Annotated in this window: 19 protein-coding genes and 2 tRNA genes; 11 read left to right on the top strand and 10 right to left on the bottom strand. The window is 61.9% G+C overall.

From position 1 onward, the window contains the following. Window positions 1-10: 10 nt before the first annotated feature. The 3 genes from ACW4PC_RS19855 to ACW4PC_RS19845 form a co-directional block, all read right to left on the bottom strand. Window positions 11-496 (bottom strand): DUF6644 family protein, encoded by a 486-nt coding sequence (locus ACW4PC_RS19855; RefSeq protein WP_455874902.1) that lies wholly within the window; start codon window positions 494-496, stop codon window positions 11-13. Continuing rightward, entirely contained in the window at window positions 493-879 is a 387-nt protein-coding gene (locus ACW4PC_RS19850) for a DUF6152 family protein (protein ID WP_455874901.1), read from the bottom strand. The genes ACW4PC_RS19855 and ACW4PC_RS19850 overlap by 4 nt, the downstream gene beginning before the upstream one ends. 139 nt (window positions 880-1,018) lie before the next feature. After that, on the bottom strand, window positions 1,019-1,465 hold the full coding sequence (locus tag ACW4PC_RS19845) for an RrF2 family transcriptional regulator (protein ID WP_455874900.1): 447 nt from the start codon (window positions 1,463-1,465) through the stop codon (window positions 1,019-1,021). Between the two features lie 423 nt (window positions 1,466-1,888). Here ACW4PC_RS19845 and ACW4PC_RS19840 point away from each other — a divergent pair, with 423 nt between their 5' ends. The 3 genes from ACW4PC_RS19840 (at window position 1,889) to cysN (ending at window position 5,228) form a co-directional block, all read left to right on the top strand. Next, window positions 1,889-2,629, top strand: a complete 741-nt coding sequence (locus tag ACW4PC_RS19840) for a phosphoadenylyl-sulfate reductase (protein WP_455874899.1) — start codon at window positions 1,889-1,891, stop codon at window positions 2,627-2,629. Between the two features lie 159 nt (window positions 2,630-2,788). Further along, window positions 2,789-3,742: a sulfate adenylyltransferase subunit CysD gene (cysD, locus tag ACW4PC_RS19835; protein ID WP_022716380.1), complete on the top strand. Its 954-nt coding sequence runs from the start codon at window positions 2,789-2,791 to the stop codon at window positions 3,740-3,742. A gap of 1 nt (window position 3,743) precedes the next feature. Then, on the top strand, window positions 3,744-5,228 hold the full coding sequence (cysN, locus tag ACW4PC_RS19830) for a sulfate adenylyltransferase subunit CysN (protein ID WP_455874898.1): 1,485 nt from the start codon (window positions 3,744-3,746) through the stop codon (window positions 5,226-5,228). A gap of 138 nt (window positions 5,229-5,366) precedes the next feature. Here cysN and ACW4PC_RS19825 read toward each other — a convergent pair. Continuing rightward, window positions 5,367-5,443, bottom strand: a tRNA-Pro gene (locus ACW4PC_RS19825). Between the two features lie 269 nt (window positions 5,444-5,712). Here ACW4PC_RS19825 and ACW4PC_RS19820 point away from each other — a divergent pair. Next, window positions 5,713-6,123, top strand: coding sequence for a hypothetical protein (locus ACW4PC_RS19820; RefSeq protein WP_455874897.1), 411 nt, complete (start codon window positions 5,713-5,715; stop codon window positions 6,121-6,123). Between the two features lie 296 nt (window positions 6,124-6,419). Here ACW4PC_RS19820 and ACW4PC_RS19815 read toward each other — a convergent pair. Further along, window positions 6,420-6,494: transfer RNA gene (locus ACW4PC_RS19815), tRNA-Gln, on the bottom strand. A 163-nt stretch (window positions 6,495-6,657) separates the two neighbouring features. Here ACW4PC_RS19815 and ACW4PC_RS19810 point away from each other — a divergent pair. From ACW4PC_RS19810 to ACW4PC_RS19795, 4 genes are read left to right on the top strand one after another with little or no spacing between them, the layout of a single operon-like run. Continuing rightward, window positions 6,658-6,954: a cupin domain-containing protein gene (locus tag ACW4PC_RS19810; protein WP_455875071.1), complete on the top strand. Its 297-nt coding sequence runs from the start codon at window positions 6,658-6,660 to the stop codon at window positions 6,952-6,954. 3 nt (window positions 6,955-6,957) lie between these two features. Continuing rightward, a complete protein-coding gene (locus tag ACW4PC_RS19805) occupies window positions 6,958-7,881 on the top strand; it encodes an MBL fold metallo-hydrolase (protein WP_455874896.1) in 924 nt (307 codons plus the stop codon). Continuing rightward, window positions 7,878-8,330, top strand: a complete 453-nt coding sequence (locus ACW4PC_RS19800; protein ID WP_455874895.1) for a thiol-disulfide oxidoreductase DCC family protein — start codon at window positions 7,878-7,880, stop codon at window positions 8,328-8,330. Before ACW4PC_RS19805 ends, ACW4PC_RS19800 begins: the two co-directional genes overlap by 4 nt. Further along, window positions 8,327-10,078: a DUF4166 domain-containing protein gene (locus tag ACW4PC_RS19795; protein ID WP_455874894.1), complete on the top strand. Its 1,752-nt coding sequence runs from the start codon at window positions 8,327-8,329 to the stop codon at window positions 10,076-10,078. Before ACW4PC_RS19800 ends, ACW4PC_RS19795 begins: the two co-directional genes overlap by 4 nt. On the opposite strand, the gene ACW4PC_RS19790 is transcribed toward ACW4PC_RS19795, so the two are convergent. Next, the gene (locus ACW4PC_RS19790) at window positions 10,033-10,938 is read right to left on the bottom strand and encodes a DUF1499 domain-containing protein (protein ID WP_455874893.1); all 906 of its coding nucleotides are present in this window, start codon (window positions 10,936-10,938) and stop codon (window positions 10,033-10,035) included. The two genes, ACW4PC_RS19795 and ACW4PC_RS19790, sit on opposite strands and share 46 nt — an antisense overlap. Before the next feature lie 221 nt (window positions 10,939-11,159). On the opposite strand from ACW4PC_RS19790, the gene ACW4PC_RS19785 reads away from it, so the two are divergent. After that, window positions 11,160-11,579: a hypothetical protein gene (locus ACW4PC_RS19785; protein WP_455874892.1), complete on the top strand. Its 420-nt coding sequence runs from the start codon at window positions 11,160-11,162 to the stop codon at window positions 11,577-11,579. Window positions 11,580-11,637: 58 nt separating this feature from the next. After that, window positions 11,638-11,907 (top strand): hypothetical protein, encoded by a 270-nt coding sequence (locus tag ACW4PC_RS19780; RefSeq protein WP_455874891.1) that lies wholly within the window; start codon window positions 11,638-11,640, stop codon window positions 11,905-11,907. Here the strand turns inward: ACW4PC_RS19780 and ppdK are convergent. The 4 genes from ppdK to ACW4PC_RS19760 all read right to left on the bottom strand — a co-directional run bounded on the left by ppdK (window position 11,895) and on the right by ACW4PC_RS19760 (window position 19,978). Beyond that, a complete protein-coding gene (gene ppdK / locus ACW4PC_RS19775) occupies window positions 11,895-14,567 on the bottom strand; it encodes a pyruvate, phosphate dikinase (protein WP_455874890.1) in 2,673 nt (890 codons plus the stop codon). The two genes, ACW4PC_RS19780 and ppdK, sit on opposite strands and share 13 nt — an antisense overlap. A gap of 403 nt (window positions 14,568-14,970) precedes the next feature. Further along, a complete protein-coding gene (locus ACW4PC_RS19770) occupies window positions 14,971-18,432 on the bottom strand; it encodes a chromosome segregation SMC family protein (protein ID WP_455874889.1) in 3,462 nt (1,153 codons plus the stop codon). A gap of 78 nt (window positions 18,433-18,510) precedes the next feature. After that, a complete protein-coding gene (locus tag ACW4PC_RS19765; protein ID WP_455874888.1) occupies window positions 18,511-19,203 on the bottom strand; it encodes a DsbA family protein in 693 nt (230 codons plus the stop codon). A gap of 286 nt (window positions 19,204-19,489) precedes the next feature. Next, entirely contained in the window at window positions 19,490-19,978 is a 489-nt protein-coding gene (locus tag ACW4PC_RS19760) for a DUF721 domain-containing protein (protein WP_455874887.1), read from the bottom strand. Between the two features lie 97 nt (window positions 19,979-20,075). Between ACW4PC_RS19760 and mutY the strand changes: the two genes are divergently transcribed. Then, window positions 20,076-21,167, top strand: coding sequence for an A/G-specific adenine glycosylase (gene mutY / locus ACW4PC_RS19755; RefSeq protein ID WP_455875070.1), 1,092 nt, complete (start codon window positions 20,076-20,078; stop codon window positions 21,165-21,167). Window positions 21,168-21,169 lie beyond the last annotated feature (2 nt).

The raw sequence follows: 21,169 nt of genomic DNA, 5'->3' as shown, positions 1-21,169 counted from the left end.
GCAATCAAGACTATATGAAACCGATCCACCGCCCGGCGATGAGAGCGGTAATCCATACCGCCGCCGAAACCATGGCTGCAATGCGCAAGCTCGCTGCAACGACCACTCCGGCAATCGCCTTTCGCCAGCTGTCCCTGGCATGCACGATGGCGGCATTGGCAACGCCCACTGCCAGCAATCCGATCTTTGCCAAAAATGCTGGGTTTCCGGCATATTCCATCGGCCGGACGCTGAAGAGGCAGAAGCCTGTGACGATCGCCGCCGTCAAACCGACCGCCGCTGCGCGCGACAGGAATGGCCCGACCACCGAAAGCGGGACCAACGGAAAGAAGCCCATCAACCTGAGATCGAGCGGCAGGATGGCGCCGAGCAGCAAACCGATGGACAGGATATGCGAAGCGTTGACGAACATGTAAAGCAGCGCTGAACGTCGCAACCCGGCGGCGAGCGGCGTTGCGGCAAGCCATTGCCAGAAGTTCGATCGCCATGCGGTCAATTCGTCTGGATTCGATCGGGATAGATATCGTAGCGCTTCTCGCCGACCATGATTCGCACGGCCTTCATGCGCTTTTCATTCCGATCCAGCGAACGGTTTCCGATCGCAACGATCGGATCGCCTTTCTTCGCCGAGCCCTCGACGAAGCCGGAGCGCTCCGTCTGGCGCGGATTGCCGAGTTCGACGCGCCACACGCCGTCATCGGTGGTCGCAACGTCAAGCGCGGGATGCGGGCCGCCCATGGAAATCTTCTGGATCGTCCCCCTCAACTCCATCTGCTCGGCCTCAGCCCATGACCAGCCGTGATGCGCCGCAGCGCCGGTCGCGAAAGCTGCCGCGAGCGCCGCGCTCAAGACGATCTGCCTTGTGGATAAGACACGCATTTCAGTTCTCCCTGCCCTTTTCCGAACAGGTCCGAATTGGCGCATTCCGGCGGCTTTGAAAGGCTTTTCACCAAATCTTGAAGCTGGGAGATGATTTCGCGAACCTGCGGCTGTCTATGGAGAGGGAAGAAGCCGCCCGTCAGGCGAGAAGGCGGGTGACCTCTGCGCCTTTTACCGGAGCGACCGCGTCGGCGATCGTCGTCGAGAACAGCACCTTGCGCGTTGCATCCGCAACTTTGGCGAAGACGCTGCGGATTTTGCAGGTCTGTTCGCCATCGCAATCGTCGCACTTGCGATACGCGGTGATCGAAAGGCATGGGAGCGGCGCGATCGGGCCGTCGACGATGCGCAGGATTTCGCCGAAGGTGATCATGTCGGCGGGCTTCAACAGCAGATAGCCGCCCGCCTTGCCGCGTCGGCTCGCGACGATGCCCTGATGCTTAAGATCGAGCAGGATCTGCTCGAGGAACTTCTTCGGAATTTTCTGCTGCGCTGCAATGTCCGAAATCATGACGGGCTCGCCGGCATCGGCTTCCGCCAGTACCGTCAGCGCCCGGAGCGCGTATTTTGCTTTCTGCGTAATCATTTTGGACCGTCACACACACGAGCGGTGCGACTTGCCGCACCACCTCACAAGCTTACCTATCTCCTATTGCATAGCCAGCATGAACGGAATTTGAACGCGCCCGCGAAAGCCTTGGAAGACAAGCATTTTGGCCTTGTTTTTCTTGCTCGGCCAACGGACAGAATTCTACGCTGGAATTACGCTACCTGCATCTTTTTCGACATCACTTCAGATTTCGAGTTGACAGGCAGCGTGTAACCCTACTAATTTTATAGAGATTAAAACAGCCTCGACAGATTGCTGGCCTGACGCGGCTGCTTTTCTGCATTGCAGCGGCTTCGGAGAGATATTTGCTCCCGTATGCGCCGCTTTCGAAATCCGTTTTTCTGTCCGATCTGCGCTCAAGCTGCGATACTCCGGCCAACATCGAGGACAGGGTTTCCCATGACTGTTGTCAATATCATCGAAGAAGCGGAAACGCTGAATGCGAAACTTGCGACCTTGAGCCTGGCCGAACGTCTGTCGTTTGTCGCCGGCCTAGACGTAAGAGTTGTCTTCACGACATCGCTTGGCATCGAAGACCAGGTGATCACCGCCGAAATCGGCAATCATCGCCTACCGATCGACGTCGTAACGCTGCAGACCGGCCGCCTCTTCCCCGAGACGCTGGCGCTGATCGGCGAAACCGAAAGCCAGTACGACATCCACATCACCCGCTACGAGCCAGAGCAGGCCGATATCGACGCCTATGCGGCGAAATACGGCATGAACGGCTTTTACGAGAGCGTCGAAGCCAGGCATGCCTGTTGTGGCGTGCGCAAGCTGAAGCCGCTTGCGCGGGCGCTGGCAGGCGCAACGATCTGGATCACCGGGCTGCGCCGCGGTCAGTCCGCCAACCGCGCGGAAACGCCTTTTGCGGAATATGACGCCGAACGGCACCTCCTGAAGATCAATCCGCTTGCCGACTGGGATATCGAGACAATTAAGTCCTACGTCGCCGACAATAGCGTGCCGGTTAATCCGCTGCATGCGCGCGGCTACCCCTCCATCGGCTGCGAACCGTGCACGCGCGCCATCAAGCCCGGCGAGCCGGAGCGCGCCGGCCGCTGGTGGTGGGAACAGGATGAAAAGCGCGAATGCGGCCTGCATGTCGGCGAAGAGGCGACAGCGGTTGCCGCACGATAGCCAGGAAGGGTGAGTTTGACGGGCCGGACTGCATGGCCCCTCACCGCTAGCCCTCTCCCCCGCAAGCGGGGCGAGGGGACGGAAAACGAGCCGCCGAGCGCGGCATTGGGGTGAGGGGCAAATGCCTCCTTGCCAATGATCGAAAGTCTGGAGTAGGAAATGCCCGATAGCCGTCCGGATACGGAACTCAACAATCCACAGAGCGCCAAACCGCCGCTCGATCCGCACCTGAAGGCTCTGGAAAACGAGTCCATCCATATCTTCCGCGAGGTTGCGGCCGAATTCGAGCGTCCGGTGATGCTCTATTCGATCGGAAAGGACTCGTCGGTGCTGCTGCATCTGGCACGTAAGGCTTTTTATCCGGGCCGCGTGCCCTTCCCGCTGCTGCATGTGAACACCGGCTGGAAATTCCAGGAGATGATCGCCTTTCGCGACGAGACCGCGAAGAAGTATGACCTGGACCTGGTCGAGCACATCAATCCGCGCGGCGCCGCCGAAGGAATCACACCCTTCAGCCACGGCTCCGCGACCTTCACCGACATCATGAAGACCGAGGGGCTGCGCCAGGCGCTCGACGCCGGACAGTTCGACGCAGCCTTCGGCGGCGCACGCCGCGACGAGGAGGCAAGCCGCGCCAAGGAACGCATCTATTCCTTCCGCACGCCGGACCACCGCTGGGATCCGCGCAACCAGCGGCCCGAGCTCTGGAACATCTACAACGGCCAGATCCGCAAGGGCGAGAGCGTGCGCGCCTTTCCGCTGTCGAACTGGACCGAAGTCGATATCTGGCGCTACATTCAGGCCGAAGACATTCCGCTGGTGCCGCTCTACTATGCGAAGAAGCGCCCCTACGTTGAGCGCGACGGCATGATGATCCTTGCGGAAGACCCGCGGTTGGAACTCCTTCCCGGCGAAGTCCGCCAGGAAGGCATGATCCGTTTCCGCACCCTCGGCGATTTCCCGCTGACGGGTGCCATCCGCTCCACCGCCACCACCCTTGAAGACGTCATAGCGGAGCTGGAAATCGCAACCGTTTCCGAGCGCCAGGGCCGCGCCATCGACCGCGACCAGTCCGGCTCTATGGAAAAGAAGAAGCGTGAAGGATATTTCTGAGATGACTGCAGCAGCACCTGCAACCGCCATCGCCCTGCCTGCCGCCGAGCCGCTGAAGGCCACGCGCGACACACGGCCGTTGCGCCTCATCACCTGCGGCAGCGTCGACGATGGGAAATCCACGCTGATCGGCCGGTTGCTCTGGGACACCAAGGCCGTCAAGGAAGACCAGGCAGCGACGCTCCAGCGCGATTTTACCGGCAAGCAAAACGATCTCGGCCTGCCCGACTTCGCACTCCTTCTGGACGGCCTGCAGGCGGAGCGCGAACAGGGCATCACCATCGATGTCGCCTATCGCTATTTCCAGACCGACAGGCGCGCCTTCATCGTCGCCGACACGCCCGGCCACGAACAGTACACCCGTAACATGGCAACTGGCGCTTCGACCGCCGATCTTGCCGTGCTGCTCGTCGATGCCCGCGCCGGCATCCTCGAGCAGACGCGACGCCACGCGACGATCGCCTCGCTGCTCGGCATCAAGCAGTTCGTGCTCGCCGTCAACAAAATCGACCTGACCGGCTACGACCGCGCCGGATTCGAGAAGATCACGCACGAGTTCAAGGAATTTGCCCTGTCGCTCGGCGTCAAGCAGATCACCGCGATCCCGATGTCGGCGCTGAAGGGTGAAAACGTCGTCTACTCCGGCCAGGCCGCCATGCCCTGGTACACGGGTCCGACGCTGGTCGAGACGCTGGAGCTCGCCACGGTGCGCTCTTCGCAGACCGTCGGCTTCCGTCTCTCGGTGCAGCGCGTGTCGCGTCCCGGCGAAAGCTTCCGTGGCTATCAAGGCACCGTTGCCGGCGGTTCGGTGAAGCCGGGCGACAGCGTCATGATCCTGCCATCGGGCATGGTCGCCAATGTTTCCAAGATCGTCACCTTCGACCTCGTGCGCAACGCGGCCGTCGCGGGCGACGCAATCACCCTCGTGCTCGACCGACAGGTGGACGTCGCGCGCGGCGACATGATCGTCTCGATCGACAGCCAGCCGCAGGTCGGCCTTGCCTTCGACGCACAGATCGTGGCGCTGCAGCCGGAAGGCATCGAGGCCGGTAAGCGCTACTGGCTGAAGAGCGGCAGCCGCCGCCAGCGCGTCCAGGTGCAGCCCCTCAGCCAGTTGGAGCTGAAGACCGGCGCCTGGAACGTGGCCGAGCGGCTTTACATGAATGCCATCGGCAAAGTGCGCCTGGCCTTCGATGAAGCGGCGATCTTCGATCCTTATGAGCAGAACCGTTCCTCCGGCTCCTTCATCCTCATCGACCCGGACACCAACAATACGGTCGCCGGCGGCATGGTGACCGGTAAGCGCTCGGAACTCGGCGGACTTCACACCGGTGACGCGCGCGTCATCCTCTCGCTTCCAGCCGACCTTGCCGAGCAGATTATGGCGAGCGAGATCTTCGCAACCCGCCGCGACGAGGCGCATGTGCACCGGATGACCGCAGCGGAAGCGGCGGAACTCTGGAAAAACGCAGCAAGCGATATCTGAGACTGAAGATGGGGCCGGACGGCCCCTTTTTCTTGCCGTGTCGAGGGCGCGTTACGTATCTGGCGCAAACGGATTGCTGCACGCAGTGTGCGGCGCAAATTCTCGCCCGGGATCAGGGAAAAAATCGGGAAAATCGGCTGGTCGGAGTGGAGTGATTCGAACACTCGACCCCCACGTCCCGAACGTGGTGCGCTACCAGACTGCGCTACACTCCGTGACCAGCGGCGCCTCTATAGACCGGCCCATCTTATTGCGCAAGCACCAAATTTCAAAACCCGGCGCATTTTTGACAGAGGGGTGACAGGGCCCGGCGCAGCCTAAAACTGCAACAAAAAGCCACACTCGCGGCAAATTTCGCCATCGCGAAGACAGGGCAATTTTCTTTTGCCGGGTTCCGCGCTAAAGCGCTCCACGGGACAAGCGGAAACCGTTGGTAGACAGCGATTCCCGCCGTCGAATGCGCGACAAATTCAGGGACGATTAGATGAAACTCCGCACCATTGCCGCGGTCGGGCTTGCCATTGCGCTTGCCGGCTGCACGACCATTCCTTCTGCAGGCGATCCGATTTCCGCACGCTGGACCGGCCAGTCGGCCGGCAAGTTCTTCGCCGCCTACGGCCCGCCGATCGCCGATACCGAAACCGGCTCGGCCACCGTCTATACGTGGAAGGGCGGCTACAAGAGGATCCGCGTCCCGGCGAAATATGCCGAAGGCGAAAACGGCAAGCGCGGCAAGCAGATCGCTGCCGCCCGCACGCTCTATCTCCGCTGCCAGGCCGAAGTCACCGCCGATTCCAGCTACACCATCCGCTCCATCCGCACCGTCGGCGACATCCCGGGCGAAAACAGCAAGTCCTATTGCGCGGAGTTTCTGGCGCCGAAAACGGCTCAGTAGTCCAGTTTCGCGGCCAGTATCAGTCCGGGAAAGGCAGCCTGCAGGCTGCCTTTTCTTTCATTGGCTATTTCGACGACGAGACATGCAGACTGGAGCTACTTCCAAACCCCTTCAGGCCGAAAGTGTTAGCGCCGGACGCTTACGAAGCCAGTCTCCTGCAACAGCTGCAAGAGACACCAAACGCAATTCACATCCGGGAGAACTGTTACTGATTGCTGTCTCACCTAAGGGGTGCAGTCCACTATGTCTCAGGAGTAAACCGTGACCTATGTGTCCAGAATGGACCCGAACAGTCTTGGCTGGGGCGCCAGGATTTGAACCTGGGAATGCCGGTACCAAAAACCGGTGCCTTACCGCTTGGCGACGCCCCACCACAGCTTGAGAGCGGAAACCCGCTTTGCCGCAAGCGAGGCCTGATTAGCAAAGGTCCGGCTGCCTCACAATCACTAACTTGCGCTTCCGGCAAATTTCTGTGCGCTTCTTCCTGCGCCGTGCTACGTCTTGGTTCGCCCGATCAAAGTCTCAGGAGAGATGATGAGCCAGTACCGTGCCCGCCCGCCTGCCCTTGCGACGCTTCTTCTCGACGATGCCGTGGTGCGCATCACGCGCTGGGATTTCGAGCCGGGCGCGGATACCGGCGTGCATACCCACGGGCTCGGCTATGTCGTCGTGCCGATGACTGATTGCGAATTCCTGCTCGAGGATCGGAATGGCAGCCAGCGCGTCGATGTGGCCAAGGGTGCTGCCTACCGGCGCGAGGCGGGCGCGGAGCACAATGTCGTCAATGCCGGAAGCGAGCCGATGTCCTTTATCGAGATAGAATACAAGTAAACCATGCCCAGCCCGACGTTCGATCTTGCCTTCGAGCCTCACTATGGCCGCGCGGTGGACGTTGCGCCGGGGGTCCAGCGCATCACGGCCAACAATCCGAGCCCTTTCACCTTCCACGGCACCAACAGCTATATCGTCGGTACCTCATCCGTCGCCGTCATCGATCCGGGGCCTGAGAACGAGGCGCATTTTGAGGCACTGATCAAGGCGCTCAAGGGCCGGACGGTCACGCATATCGTCATCACCCATACGCATCGCGACCACTCGCCGCTTGCCGCGAAGTTGCAGAAAGAGACAGGCGCCATCAGCGTCGGCGAAGGTATGCACCGCGCAGCAAGGCCGCTCTATGACGGCGAGGTCAATCCCTTTGCCGAAAGCTCCGATACACGTTTCGTGCCGGATATCTCGGTTGGCGACGGCGAGACCATCAAGGGTGACGGCTGGGCGCTGACGGCGGTGCTGACACCGGGACACGCCGCAAACCACGCGGCTTTCGCGCTCGAAGGCACCGGCATCCTCTTTTCCGGCGACCATGTCATGGCCTGGGCGACCTCCATCGTTGCGCCGCCGGATGGCTCGATGGCCGATTACATGGCCTCGCTCGACAAGCTTATCGTACGCCGCGACCACGTGCTTTTACCGGGCCATGGCGGGCCGGTGAAACGTCCCGTCTCCTTCATGCGGGCGCTGAAGACGCACCGGCGCATGCGCGAGCGCGCCGTCGTGGAGCGGATGAAGGCGGGCGACCGGCTGATCCCCGATATGGTGAAGGTGATCTACCGCGACACAGACCCCAGGCTGCACGGCGCGGCGGCACTCTCCGTCTTCGCGCATATCGAGGACTTGGTGGAACGCGGCATCGTGCAGGCGGACGGACCGCCTTCGCTCTTCGGGGCGTATCAACTGTCTGCTGGAGAGGGACGATGAGACGGAATGACTATAGCTATCGGAGCGATGCCGCTGTTCCGGCCTTTCCGGACGACAAGCCGCTCATCATCTTCGACGGCGAATGCGTCTTCTGCTCCCGCTGGGTGAAATTTGCGCTGAAGCACGACAAGGCCGGGCGTTATCGCTTCCTTGCCGCGCAATCGCCGCTCGGCACGGCACTTTACCGGCACTACGGCCTGGATCAGCGGGACTACGAGACGAATATCCTGCTCGAAGACGGCCGCGCGCATTTCAAATCCGAGGGTTCGATCCGCATGATCGCCCGGCTCGGCTTTCCCTGGTCGCTCGTCAGTATCCTTTACATCCTGCCGCGCCCGTTTGCCGACCGGCTCTATGAGTTCGTCGCCAGAAACCGCCTGAAGATCGCCGGGCGCCGGACAACCTGCTATGTGCCTTCGCCCGAGGAACGGAGCCGCTTCCTGGCATGAGCGGTGCAGCACTTCGCATTCTCATCATCGGCGGCTATGGCACCTTCGGCGCCAGGCTGTCGCAGCTTCTTTGCGACGACGAGCGCTTCTGCCTGCTGATTGGAGGACGTTCGCTTGCCAAGGCGGTTGCTTTCGTGTCCAGCCTGGGCGGCAAAGCCGGCAAGGAGCCGGTGGAGTTCGACCGCAACGGCGATGTTTACAAGCAGCTGTCAGCGGTCGCGCCTGCCGTGACCGTAGACGCTTCCGGACCGTTTCAGACGATGGGCGGCGACACCTATCGCGTGCCCAGAGCCTGCATATCTCTCGGCATCGACTACGCTGATCTGGCAGACAGCCGCGAATTCGTCCGCAAGATCGCAGAGCTCGACGCGGAAGCGCGGACGGCAGGCGTATTCGTTCTGTCGGGGCTGAGCAGCTTTCCCGCCCTCTCCATTGCCGCGCTCGACCGCCTGGCACAGGATTTTTCGCGGATCGACCATGTTTCATCGGGTATCGCGCCCTCGCCGCATGCCGACATCGGCCCTAACGTCATCCGGGCGATTGCGAGCTATGCCGGAAAGCCCGTGCCGATCCTTCGCAACGGCATTTCCGCGACCGGCCTTGGGCTGATCGAATGGCATCGGGTGACGGTCGCACCGCCGGGATGCATCCCGCTCAAAAGCGGACGTTTCAGACTGGTTGACGCGCCGGACCTCGATCTTCTGCCTCAGCGGTTCGAGGGCCTGTCATCAATATTCACCGGTGCGGCAACAAAGCCGCAGAGCTTGCAACGGCTGCTGGCTGCAACGGCGCAACTGGTGCGGCTCAAGCTTCTTCCCTCGCTGCTGCCATTTGCCCCGTTGATGCATCGGGCAAGCAAGCTCCTCGCCTCCGGCGAACACAGGGGCGGCATGTTCGTCCGCGCCTCGGGATCGGATCGGGCTGGCCAACCGCTCGAAGCAAGCTGGCATCTGGTCGCGGAAGGCGATGACGGGCCGTTCGTCCCTGTCACCGGGTTGGAGGCCCTGATCCGAAAGCTGGCGAATGGCAATCGACCGGCCGATGGTGCGCGGTCGGCGGCCGCCGAATTTCCTCTTGAAGCGTTCGAAAGATGCTTCGAGCGTTTCGCCATCCACAGCGGCACGCGGCACGTTCGGCCGGGAGAGGTGGACCTGCCTCTCTATCGGCGCCTGCTCGGCTCGGCCTGGGAACGGCTGCCCCGTGCAATTGCCGCGACGCATGACACAAGCGAAGGCGGGCACAGGTTCTCCGGCCGTGCACGCGTGGAGCGCGGGACCGGCTTCCTGGCCTCGATCATCGCTGCCGCCGTGGGCTTTCCGAAAGCGCAAGATGATGTTGCGGTCCGCGTATGTTTCACCACCAAAGGCAGAATAGAGTTCTGGACACGCGATTTCGACGGTGCAGAGTTTCGCAGCGTACAATTGGAGGGCCATGGGCGCGATGCGCATCTGCTCGCTGAAGATTTCGGGCCTTTCCGGATTCTCATGGCTGTGGTGCCGGATGGCGCCAAGCTGCGTTTCGTCGTTCGCGGCTGGCGATTTTTCGGCATCCCCCTGCCTTTGGCGCTAGCGCCCGGCGGCGATATCTACGAGGAGGAGCGCGAAAGCCGGTTCCATTTTCATGTGGAGGTCGGCGGGCCGCTGACCGGGCTGATCGTGAGGTATGCCGGATGGCTGGAAGAAGAGGCGGTTGAGCCTTCGTCTTACCCCGCAATGCCCAGCAATTCCATATCGAGGGCTTCGAGATAATGGTCGGCGATTTCGGCGCTGAGGCCGAGGTCGTGCTGGCCGTAGCGGGAGGCGACGCGAATGTCGACGAAAGTGGTTTCGGCTTCTTCGCGCAGCCGGATGACGACGTCGAAGTGCAGGCCGGTGATGAGCGTGCGGGTTTCGCCCTGAAGCGTTACGCCATTTGCGTCGCGAATTAGCTTTGCGACATCATCCTCATAGGGCCTCGGCGTGGGAACGGGAACCTGATCGGGCGCTTCGGCGACGGCATCGCCATCGGGCTGGGGACTTGCCGGCGCATCCTCGAGATCGCGAACCGGTTCGCCTTCGCCGGCACTTCCGGTGATCGTGATGCCATCCAGCTTCGCCACTTTCCTGACCGCTTCGAGCACGCGGTCGATCGCGCCTTCATAACGCCGGCCGGTCAGTTCCGGATAAGCGAGGAGCTGCTGTTCGCGCTCCTGCGGCGACACGTCGGGATTGCGTTTCATCCAGATCTGATCGGCATGTGGCGACGAAAGCCAGTCTGGCGCTGAAACGACATCCGTCGACACGTCATAGATGGCCGGCAGCGTGAAATAGCGCTCAGCGATAAAACCGCCGAAACCCAAGGGAAGGATCGCAAAGATCAGCGCTTTCAACGCATCGAGGCCGCCTTCGGCTCCCGTCGCCCAGAGGCTTCTGAGACCGACGCCTGCAAGCATGACGGCAAGCAGCGCAAAGCCGATGGAGACAAGCAGCAGGAGCACGAGATAGGGCGTGGCAAGCCCGCCGAACCGGTGCGCGACCAGCACCGCGACCCACAGGATCAATGCAAACGCCCCGAAGCGCCGCGCAAAGCGGGCCGAATTGGAAACGGGGCGGTCAAAGCGGATGGCCATCAAACTTACCGGTTATTCGCGGGCGCAAACCGCCTGCGAGGGCGCAAGAAGCACCCACACTTGTTTATGGCAAGATTCGCCTAAATTGAAACTGTTGTCTCCGCGCAAGGGCCGCAATCCACCAAAAGGCGGTGGTGGCTTTGATAAGTAACATCTGATATGTCACTAAAAAGACGGCTCCGGCGCATTTGCCGATAACGGGAAGGATCAGGAGAAGAGTGATGCTTTCATCGGAAACAACCGAAAGACCACAGGCATCATCGCTTGGCGCAAGCGATCCATCCGAGTCCTTCCTGCCGATGGAGCTTCTTGAGCTCGAGCTTTCGCTCGAAGGCTACGACGGCGGCGAAGAGGGCTTCTGCGAGGCCGTGCGCGCGGCTGCCGCCAATGCAAACGGCGAATTCCTGTTCGATCTTCCGGCAGCCGGGCTCATCGAGGATTGCCGGCGCATCGCCGTTCTGCGCATCCCGTCGGCGAGCACCAAAATGCGTGTCGTGCTTGCCGTTCTCGATACCAATGGCTCGGAAATCCGCGTGCAGGCGCCGGATCAGGAGACCGCACATCTCGTGCAGTTCGCCGATGCCTTCATCGAGGTGCTGGAACGAATTCTGAACTCAGCCGCGTTTTCCGATGTTTGTTGACGTGAGCCGGCAAATCGCCTCTTGTCTGGCGACCGGTTCATGCATCGGAGAATGTGCTATGCGTCTTTCCGCTCTTTCCCTGTCCCTCGCCGCCATCGCGATCAGCCTTTCGGCCTGCCAGAACTTCTCGCCGGAAGAACAGCGGGCTGCCGACGAGCGGCGATGCCTCAGCTACGGCTTCAGGCGCGGCACCGACGCGTTTGCCACCTGCCTGCAGCGCATTGATCTCGACAGGCGCGCTGACGCGCGGGCATTTCGCGCGCAGGCAGATGAAAACTTCGACGACTTCACCCGGCCGATCTACTATCCGCGCTATTACCGCCGCTGACCGTTGCTGATGACCGCCTGAGCTGCCGCGAGCCGGGCAATCGGCACGCGAAACGGCGAACAGGAGACATAATCGAGGCCGATTGTCTCACAGAAATGGATCGAGGCGGGATCGCCGCCGTGCTCGCCGCAGATGCCGAGCTTCATGTCGCGCCGTGTGCGCCTGCCGCGTTCTGCTGCGATGCTGATCAACTCGCCGACGCCGTCGAAATCCAGCGAGATAAAAGGATCGTGCTCGATGATCCCCTTGCGCTGGTAAGTCGGGATGAAGGCGGAGGCGTCGTCGCGCGAAATGCCGAAGGTCGTCTGCGTCAAGTCGTTGGTGCCGAAGGAGAAGAACTCGGCGGCCTCGGCGATCTTGTGCGCGCGCAGGGCTGCCCGCGGCAACTCGATCATCGTGCCGACGAGATAATCGATCGTCATGCCAGCCTCGGTCATCACCTCCCCGGCAACCGCGTCGATCCGTTCCTTGACATAATCCAATTCCGAACGAAGGCCGACGAGCGGCACCATGATTTCCGGGACGACGGCCGCCCCCGTTTCCTGCGCGGCGGCAATAGCCGCCTCGAAAATGGCGCGCGCCTGCATTTCGACGATTTCGGGATGGGAAATGGCAAGCCGGCAGCCGCGGTGGCCGAGCATCGGGTTGAACTCGTGCAGCGCATCGACACGCTGGCGGAGTGCGGCCGCCTCCATGCCCATGGCAGCCGCGACATCCACGATCTCTTCGTCGGTCTTCGGCAGGAATTCGTGGAGCGGCGGATCGAGCAAGCGGATCGTCACCGGCAGGCCGTGCATGACGGTGAAGAGGCCGGTGAAATCCAACCGCTGCATTGGCAGCAGCTTGTCGAGTGCGGCACGCCTGCCCTTCTCGTCTTCGGCAAGGATCATCTCGCGCATGACATGGATGCGCTCGCCTTCGAAGAACATGTGTTCGGTGCGGCAAAGGCCGATACCTTCCGCGCCGAAGGCACGCGCAGCGCGCGCGTCGGCGGGGGTATCGGCATTGGTGCGCACCGTCATGCGGCGGAGCCTGTCGGCCCAGCCCATGATGCGGCCGAAATCCCCGGAAAGCTCCGGCTGGATCATCGGAACCTCGCCCCTCAGCACCTGCCCGGCCGAGCCATCGATGGTGATGATGTCGCCCTTTTTCAGTGTCACGCCAACACCGATAAGGCGCTCGTTGCGGAGATCGATGCGCATGGTTCCGGCGCCGACCACGCAAGGGACGCCCATGCCGCGGGCGACCACCGCCGCGTGGCTGGTCATACCGCCGCGCGTGGTGAGGATACCTTCTGCGGCATGCATGCCGTGGATATCCTCCGGGCTCGTTTCGACACGGAGCAGAATGACCTTGCGGCCCTCCTCCTCCGCCTCGACCGCCTCTTCCGCGGTGAAGACGATCGCACCGGTCGCAGCCCCCGGCGAAGCCGGCAATCCGGTGCCTATCACCTGGCGGTCTACACGCGGATCGATCGTCGGGTGCAGAAGCTGGTCGAGCGTTGACGGCTCGATGCGCAGCACCGCCTGCTCTTCGGTGATCAGCTTTTCATCCACCATATCGACGGCGATCTTCATCGCCGCCTTTGTCGAGCGCTTGCCGGAGCGCGTCTGCAGCATCCAGAGCTTGCCGCGCTCGATGGTGAATTCGATGTCCTGCATGTCGCGGTAGTGCGCTTCGAGCTCGGTGCAGATATGGGTGAGTTCCTCGAAAGCCTCTGGCATCAGCTTTTCCAGCGACGGACGGTCGGAACCGGAGTTGATGCGTCCCTCCTCCGTAATGCTTTGGGGCGTGCGAATGCCGGCGACCACGTCTTCGCCTTGCGCATTGACAAGGAATTCGCCGTAGAGCGACCTTTCGCCGGTCGAGGGGTTGCGCGTAAAGGCGACGCCGGTTGCCGACGCATTGCCGAGATTGCCGAAGACCATGGCCTGGACGTTGACGGCCGTGCCCCAGCCTCCCGGGATGTTGTGGAGCTGGCGATAGGTGACGGCGCGCGCGCTCATCCAGCTTGCGAAGACGGCACCGATGGCACCCCAGAGCTGCTCTTCGGGATCCTGCGGGAATTCCTCGCCGAGTTCCTCCTCGATCAGCTCCTTATACAGCGAAACGACATGCTGCCAGTCGCTGGCTGTCAGCTCGGTTTCGAGCTCATGGCCGAGACGCGCCTTCTGGTCTTCCAGGATCTCCTCGAAAATTTCGTGGTCGAGGCCCATGACGACATCCGCATACATCTGGATGAAGCGGCGGTAGCTATCCCAGGCAAACCGGGCGTCGCCCGCATCATGTCCCAGCGCCTGCACGGTTTCGTCATTGAGGCCGAGATTGAGAACCGTATCCATCATGCCCGGCATGGAAATGCGGGCGCCTGAGCGGACGGACAAGAGCAGCGGCCGGTCCTTTGCGCCGAACTGCCGGCCAGTCGCCTTCTCGATCGTCTCCAGTCCGCGGCGGATTTCATTTTTCAGGCCGGCATCGATCCGTCTACCGAGCGTGTAATAAGCGCTGCAAGCATCGGCGACGATGGTGAAGCCCGGCGGCACCGGCAGCCCCAGGCTGCACATCTCGGCCAGATTGGCGCCCTTACCGCCCAAAACGTCATGGTCCCGTGCGCGACCTTCCGCCTGCCCGTTGCCGAACGTATAGACCAGTTTGGTCATCTTCCCCCCGATCAAAATCAGGACCAGCTTATTCCCTTGGTCCTGAAATGAAAATCGACAAATACGGCGAAATGTTGCACCGCACAATGGATGCTCGCCATTTCGAACCGATTGATTGGAATAGGGAAGAAAAAAAGCTTTGCGGGACTGCAACAACCGTCCCGCAAAGCCTTGTTTCCGTCCAGCCAGGAAACTGGACGGGGGGTACGTTAAACCGGGAAAATCCGACTGCCCTTATTCGGTATGCCACCCGGTCGATCCAACATGCGCATAAGCCCGCATCTCAGGTCCGCCATCTAGAAACAACTTCTAATTCAATTCTGGAAAAAGAGCATCACCCAATTGGGTTAACGCGCCCTTTGGAACATGACCTTTTTTGGGTATTTATGAAAGCGCTTATTTTTCAAGCCGTTTCGCGAAGGCGTTCGGCGGTTTGCAAGTCGACGGAAACAAGCTGCGATACACCTTGCTCGGCCATCGTTACACCAAAAAGTCGATTCATGCGGGCCATGGTGATTGGATTGTGAGTAATGATCACGAATCGGGTCTCGGTCGAGGCCGCCATTTCGTCCATCAGATTGCAATAGCGCTCAACATTGTGATCATCCAGCGGCGCATCCACCTCGTCCAGCACGCAGATTGGCGCCGGATTGGTGAGGAAGACGGCGAAGATCAGGGCCATGGCCGTGAGCGCCTGCTCGCCGCCCGAAAGCAGTGTCATCGTCTGCGGCTTCTTGCCGGGCGGGCGGGCGAGGATTTCGAGGCCCGCCTCCAGCGGATCATCGGATTCGATCAGCTGAAGTTCCGCCGTGCCGCCACCGAAAAGATGGGTGAAGAGGCGCTGGAACTGGCCGTTGACGACGTCGAAGGCGGCGATCAGGCGTTCGCGGCCCTCGCGGTTGAGGCTCTGGATCGCGCCGCGTAGCTTGCGGATGGCGTCGATGACGTCGTCACGCTCCCTGATCAGCGCCTCGAGCTTTTCGGTGAGTTCCTTCTGCTCTTCCTCGGCGCGGAGGTTCACGGCTCCGAGGCGCTCGCGCTCCATCTTCAGCCGCTCCAGCTCGCGCTCGACCTCGCGCAAGTCGGGAACGGACTGCATGGCCTGCAGGCCTGTCAGACGGTACGCCTCATGTGGCGGAACATTGAGCACTTCCCGGATTCGGCTTTCGCTCTCCTGCCGCTTCTCGTGCGCAGAGACGAGGCGCTCTTCGGCGCGGGCGCGGCGCTCGCGGCTTTCGGCAAGTTCGGAAAGCGCCGTGGCGGCCTTATGATCGGCTTCGCGCTGCACGAGTTCGGCGGCAGCGAGAAGATCCCCGGCCCCACGGCGGGCGGCTTCTGCTTTCTGCAATTCGTTCAGCAGCGTCTGGCGCTTGTCCTCGAATTCATCTGGCGCCATTTCGAGTTCGGCCGCTTCCTCGCGTGCCTCCTCCTCGCGATCGCGCAAGGTCGCGATGTGATCCTCGGCGCTTGCGGCGCGCTGGCGCCAGGTCTCGCGCTCCTGGCCGATCGCAATGATGCGGCGCTGGCGAGCCTCGTTCTCGCGGTTTAAGCTTTCGTGGCGGGCGCGCGCTTCGGCCGCAAGACCGCGATCGGTCGCGACCTCGGCCTGCTGGATGCGCAGCCGGTCGTCGAGTGCGGTGAGATCCGGCGCATCCTCGAGCTCGATGCGCGCGGTCTCTTCCTGAACGGCGAGGTCTTGCTGCTGCGACTGGAGCTGGTTGACGGCTTCCGCAACCACGTCGCGACGCCGGATGAGATCGCCGGAGGCGCGTTCGGCGGCAGCCAGCACGTCGCGCGCCTCGGCAAGATGACGGGCCGAAAGGCGGCTCATGTCACGCGCTTCGTTGAGCTTGCGTTCCTCGCCACGAATGGCTTCGCCCGCCATGGCAAGTCGCTCCTCCGCTTCAGCCAGAACATCGCGAGCGAGCGAAACTTCGCTTTCCAGCTCGCCGAGGCGGTTCTTCTGGGCGAGGCGCAAAGCGGCGGCACTCGGCGCATCGGCGCCGGTCACATGGCCATCCCAGCGGTAGACGGCGCCATCTTTCGTCACCAGGCGCTGGCCGGGCTTCAAGTCGTTCAGCAATCGCATAGCGTCGCCATCGGCGACGAGGCCAATCTGCTTCAAGCGGCGCGTCAGTGCAGCCGGCGCGCCGACATGGTTCAGCAAGGGCACGACCCCGGCCGGCAGTGCGGGATCGGAAGTGCCATCACCATTTCCCGACCAGTGGGCAGGCGCCTTCGGATCAAGGGGCGATTCCAGATCGTCGCCGAGTGCGGCGCCCAAGGCCGTTTCGAAGCCGCGATCGACGCGGAGTTCATCGGCAACCGGCGGGAATTGCCCTGCCGCCGCACCCGCATCAAGCATGCGCGAGATCGTGCGGCCTTCGGTTTCCAGCGCATTCAGCTTCGAGCGCGCCTGATCGACCGGCGCGCGTGAAAGCGCTTCGGTCTCTCGCGCTGCGGAGAGCGCTTGTTCGACCGCCTGGATCACCGTTTCGGCCTCGGCGACAGCCATCTCCGCAGCTTCGACCACTGCCCGCTTCTCATCGGGATCGGGCAGCGCAGTGATCTTTTCAGCTACACTGGAGAACTCGCGGTTTGCTTCGTTCATCTGCCGTTCGAGGCGCATCTTGCGGTCTGCGAGATCGCGGATCGCCCGTTCCAACTGATGGCGTCCAGCGGCAGCTTCGGCGCGCTCGGCGGTCAGCGCCGCGAAAACGCGCTCGCTATCGGCAAGCTTTGCCGCAGCACCTTCGAAAGCCTCGCGCAATTCGTCGGCATGGCGGCCAGAATCGGCCAATATCTCCGCAATATCCGCCTCCTCGGCATCGAGCCGCGAAAGGATCGCAGCATTGTCCGACACCAGCCGCTCCTCGCGCTGAATGTCCTCGGCGAGTTGCGCTAGGCGGCGAGTCAGTTCGTCGCGGCGGCGCAGGATGCGGTTTGCGTCGTCCTCGAGCTGCGACTTTGCGATCTGCAGCCGCTGGAGGGCAGCGGCGGCACGCGCCTCGCTCTCGCGGAGCTCCGGAAGCTTCAGGCTGGCCACCCCTTGAGCCTTTGCGGCCTCCATCTGGATCTGGGCCTTTTCCGCAACGACGACGGTCGCCTGGTTAAGGGCGCTGTCGGCCTCGGCTTCCGCCTCCTTCGCCTGCACCCAGCGGATATGCAGGAGTGTGGCTTCGCGCGCACGGATTTCGGCAGATAGCGTCTTGAAGCGGTTCGCCTGACGCGCCTGGCGCTTCAGGCTCTCGATCTGGCCTTCAAGCTGCGAGGTCACGTCATCAAGGCGTTCGAGATTGCCTTCGGCGGCGCGCAGCCGCAGCTCAGCCTCATGACGGCGGGAATGCAGGCCGGAAATGCCGGCGGCCTCTTCCAGCAACTGGCGGCGGGCCTGGGGCTTTGCCGATATCAGCTCGCCGATACGCCCCTGCCCGACCATCGACGGCGAGCGCGCGCCGGTCGAGGCATCGGCGAAGAGAAGCTGCACGTCCTTGGCACGGCTTTCCTTGCCATTGATTCGATAGATCGAACCCTGTTCGCGCTCGATGCGACGGGTCACCTGAATTTCGTCGCTGTCGTTGAACGCGGCAGGCGCCATACGCTCGCTGTTGTCGAGATAGAGCGCGACTTCGGCAGTGTTGCGCGCCGGGCGGTTTCCCGAACCGGAGAAGATCACATCGTCCATGCCGGAGGCGCGCATGTTCTTGTACGAGTTCTCGCCCATCACCCAGCGCAGCGCCTCGACAAGATTGGACTTGCCGCAGCCGTTCGGCCCGACAACGCCGGTCAGGCCCCGCTCGATGATGAATTCCGTCGGCTCGACGAAGGATTTGAAGCCGATGACGCGGAGCTTGTTGAACTTCATGCGGCGCCCCCACGGCGCGCAGAACAACAAACGGGCGCACGGCTTTCGCCGCCGCCCGTCATCTTGAAACGGTTCGGATCAAAGCAGGCTGTCGATGAGGGCCGACATGGTGTCAACCGGCATGTCTCCAGAATAACGCTTCCCGTTGATGAGGAAAGTCGGCGTGGCATCGATGCCGAACTCCTTGGAGCCCCTTTCCCGCGTGGCGTTCACTTCATCCAGAAGCTTCTGGTTCGTCAAGCACTTCGTAAAACTATCCTCACTAAATCCAGCGAGTTTGGCCATCTGGAGAAGTGCAGCACGGCGATCTTCAGCGGCGGCCCAGGTTTCCTGCTGCTTGAAAAGCATGGAAACCATCGGAAAATACTGTTCCGGCGTGCTCAATTCTTCCGGCTTGGAAGCGTTGCAGCGAGCGAGCATGAAGGCTGCTGCAGCGGCCGGATCGAACGGGAATTCGCGGATGATGAAACGCGCCTTGCCGGTGTCCACGTACTTCTTCTTGATCTCGTCGAAGGTTGTGTTGTGGAAGTGGGCGCAATGCGGGCAGGTCATCGACATATATTCGACGATGGTCACCGGCGCATCTTCCTTGCCGAGCGCCATTTCTGGCAGCGGGCCGGGCTTCAGCACTTCCGCCATGTCGACATCACCAGCCGGCTTCGGAAGTTCGGCTGCTGCGTTTGCCGTACCGGTAACCGCAAGTGTCGCGGTCGCGGCGGCCATGCCGCTCAGAAGCTGGCGTTTCGTCAGTTGCATTTCAGAGATCAGCATGGGTTCCCCTAATCGAGAGTGGCGGCTGAATGTGCGATATAACGGCACGCGGCCGCGAACAAGGCACGCTTCGGCAACTTTCTTCAAAGAATTGTGACCTTGGTGGGACGAAAGCTGACGCTGCGAGCCGCATCTGCAATTTCAGTTTTGCCAAAAAGCGGCAGGCGTATTTCTGCCAGTATGGAACAGCTTGAGTATTTGAACGCTGCTTTTGTCGATTCTATAAGCGATGAGGACCCGTTTCTCGAATACAAGAATGCGAACGAAGACGGTTTTTCAAAGTGCGTTATCTGCCCCGCTTCCCCAGCACCGCAGTGCCCAGCCGCTTCACTGCCTCGCGCAGCTTGTCGCCCTCGATGCCTTCCATCATGTCTTCAAGCTTTCGGGCTGCCTCGCCCTTCAGTGGCGGCGGAGTGCGGGAGCGCTTTACCGCTTGCGAAACGGGCTTCTGGACGATGCGGATCTGGTGGACGGCAGCAAAGCCGAAGAAGCTGTTGATGCGCTGGATGAGTTCGCCCTGCGCGTGCGTCAAAAACAGAGCGCGCGCGCCTTCGCAGGCAATCGTCAGGACGCCGGGTTTATAGGTGTCGACTTCATTGCCACGCGCCCAGGCGATCTTTTCCGGACGTGTGCAGTCGGCGAAATCCTCGCCTGCAATTTCATCCCATGAACCGAGCAGCGCGGTGTTGATGCCGGCCCGTTTTGCAAGCACCGGGTCGATCAGGCCGTTCGCCAGTTCGGATATCTGCTTTTCAGCTTTACGTGGATAACTCATCGAAACCTTCGGATGCCGTCGCCAATCGGCGCTACCACCTTGATCGCGCAGCATTGCTCCGCCAAGTATAGGGCACTTCCCCGTCCCGCGGCAAATGATGACATCAACGACACTCGACGCCCCTTCCGCAACGCCTCTTCTCGACTGGTACGACCGGCATCACCGCGACCTGCCCTGGCGCGTCTCCCCGCCGATGGCGGCGCGTGGCGTGAGGGCCGATCCCTATCGCGTCTGGCTTTCGGAGGTCATGCTGCAGCAGACGACCGTGCAGGCCGTGAAGCCCTATTTTGCCAATTTCCTGGCGCGCTGGCCAACGGTTCGCGACCTCGCCGAGGCGCCGAACGACGATGTCATGGCAGCTTGGGCAGGGCTCGGCTACTACGCCCGCGCCCGCAATCTCAAGAAATGCGCAGAAGCGGTCGCCACGCAACATGACGGCGTCTTTCCGGACACGGAGGACGGCCTGAAATCGCTGCCGGGCATCGGCGACTATACGGCAGCGGCGGTCGCGGCGATCGCCTTCAACAGGCAGGCTGCCGTCATGGACGGCAATGTCGAGCGTGTGATCTCCAGGCTCTACGCGATCGCGGCTCCGCTTCCGGCCGGCAAGCCGCTGATGAAGCAGAAGGTGGCGCTCTTGACGCCAGCCGACAGACCCGGCGATTTCGCGCAGGCGATGATGGATCTCGGCGCAACCATCTGTACGCCGAAGCGGCCGGCATGTTCGCTCTGTCCGTTCAGGGGATCGTGCGAGGCGCTTCGCCTGCATGAGCCCGAGCAGTTTCCGGTGAAGGCGGCAAAGAAGGAAAGGCCGGTCCGGCGCGGTGCAGCTTTCGTCGCCGTGACCGCTGACGGCGAAATCCTCCTGCGGCGGCGGATCGCAAGCGGGCTGCTCGGCGGCATGACGGAGGTGCCGACGACCGCTTGGACATCGCGGGCGGATGGGGAAACTTCCGCGGATGCAGCGCCCTTCCCGGCACAATGGGAACCATGTGGCAGCGTCACCCATGTCTTCACGCATTTCGAACTCCGGCTTTCGATCTACCGCGCCGCGATCCCATCGCGAATTCAGACTGATGACAAATGGTGGGAGCCGGTTACAAATCTTGAAGCGCAGGCGCTGCCGACCATCATGAAAAAAGCGATCGCCACCGCTATTCCTCGTGTGTTTGCAATGCCCAAGGGATGACA

The sequence above is a fragment of the Rhizobium yanglingense genome (assembly GCF_977109285.1).
Note: the sequence above shows the minus strand (reverse complement) of the source record. Positions and strands in the feature narration are given on the sequence as shown.

Excerpts from the sequence above, each read along its gene's own strand:
- ACW4PC_RS19845 (WP_455874900.1), bottom strand. The coding sequence starts at position 1,465 with ATGATTACGCAGAAAGCAAAATACGCGCTCCGGGCGCTGACGGTACTG.
- ACW4PC_RS19770 (WP_455874889.1), bottom strand. The coding sequence starts at position 18,432 with ATGAAGTTCAACAAGCTCCGCGTCATCGGCTTCAAATCCTTCGTCGAG.
- ACW4PC_RS19780 (WP_455874891.1), top strand. The coding sequence starts at position 11,638 with ATGCGTCTTTCCGCTCTTTCCCTGTCCCTCGCCGCCATCGCGATCAGC.
- ACW4PC_RS19850 (WP_455874901.1), bottom strand. The coding sequence starts at position 879 with ATGCGTGTCTTATCCACAAGGCAGATCGTCTTGAGCGCGGCGCTCGCG.
- cysN (WP_455874898.1), top strand. The coding sequence starts at position 3,744 with ATGACTGCAGCAGCACCTGCAACCGCCATCGCCCTGCCTGCCGCCGAG.
- ACW4PC_RS19760 (WP_455874887.1), bottom strand. The coding sequence starts at position 19,978 with ATGAGTTATCCACGTAAAGCTGAAAAGCAGATATCCGAACTGGCGAAC.
- ACW4PC_RS19800 (WP_455874895.1), top strand. The coding sequence starts at position 7,878 with ATGAGACGGAATGACTATAGCTATCGGAGCGATGCCGCTGTTCCGGCC.
- ACW4PC_RS19805 (WP_455874896.1), top strand. The coding sequence starts at position 6,958 with ATGCCCAGCCCGACGTTCGATCTTGCCTTCGAGCCTCACTATGGCCGC.
- ppdK (WP_455874890.1), bottom strand. The coding sequence starts at position 14,567 with ATGACCAAACTGGTCTATACGTTCGGCAACGGGCAGGCGGAAGGTCGC.
- ACW4PC_RS19795 (WP_455874894.1), top strand. The coding sequence starts at position 8,327 with ATGAGCGGTGCAGCACTTCGCATTCTCATCATCGGCGGCTATGGCACC.
- ACW4PC_RS19765 (WP_455874888.1), bottom strand. The coding sequence starts at position 19,203 with ATGCTGATCTCTGAAATGCAACTGACGAAACGCCAGCTTCTGAGCGGC.
- mutY (WP_455875070.1), top strand. The coding sequence starts at position 20,076 with ATGACATCAACGACACTCGACGCCCCTTCCGCAACGCCTCTTCTCGAC.
- ACW4PC_RS19820 (WP_455874897.1), top strand. The coding sequence starts at position 5,713 with ATGAAACTCCGCACCATTGCCGCGGTCGGGCTTGCCATTGCGCTTGCC.
- cysD (WP_022716380.1), top strand. The coding sequence starts at position 2,789 with ATGCCCGATAGCCGTCCGGATACGGAACTCAACAATCCACAGAGCGCC.
- ACW4PC_RS19790 (WP_455874893.1), bottom strand. The coding sequence starts at position 10,938 with ATGGCCATCCGCTTTGACCGCCCCGTTTCCAATTCGGCCCGCTTTGCG.
- ACW4PC_RS19810 (WP_455875071.1), top strand. The coding sequence starts at position 6,658 with ATGAGCCAGTACCGTGCCCGCCCGCCTGCCCTTGCGACGCTTCTTCTC.
- ACW4PC_RS19785 (WP_455874892.1), top strand. The coding sequence starts at position 11,160 with ATGCTTTCATCGGAAACAACCGAAAGACCACAGGCATCATCGCTTGGC.
- ACW4PC_RS19840 (WP_455874899.1), top strand. The coding sequence starts at position 1,889 with ATGACTGTTGTCAATATCATCGAAGAAGCGGAAACGCTGAATGCGAAA.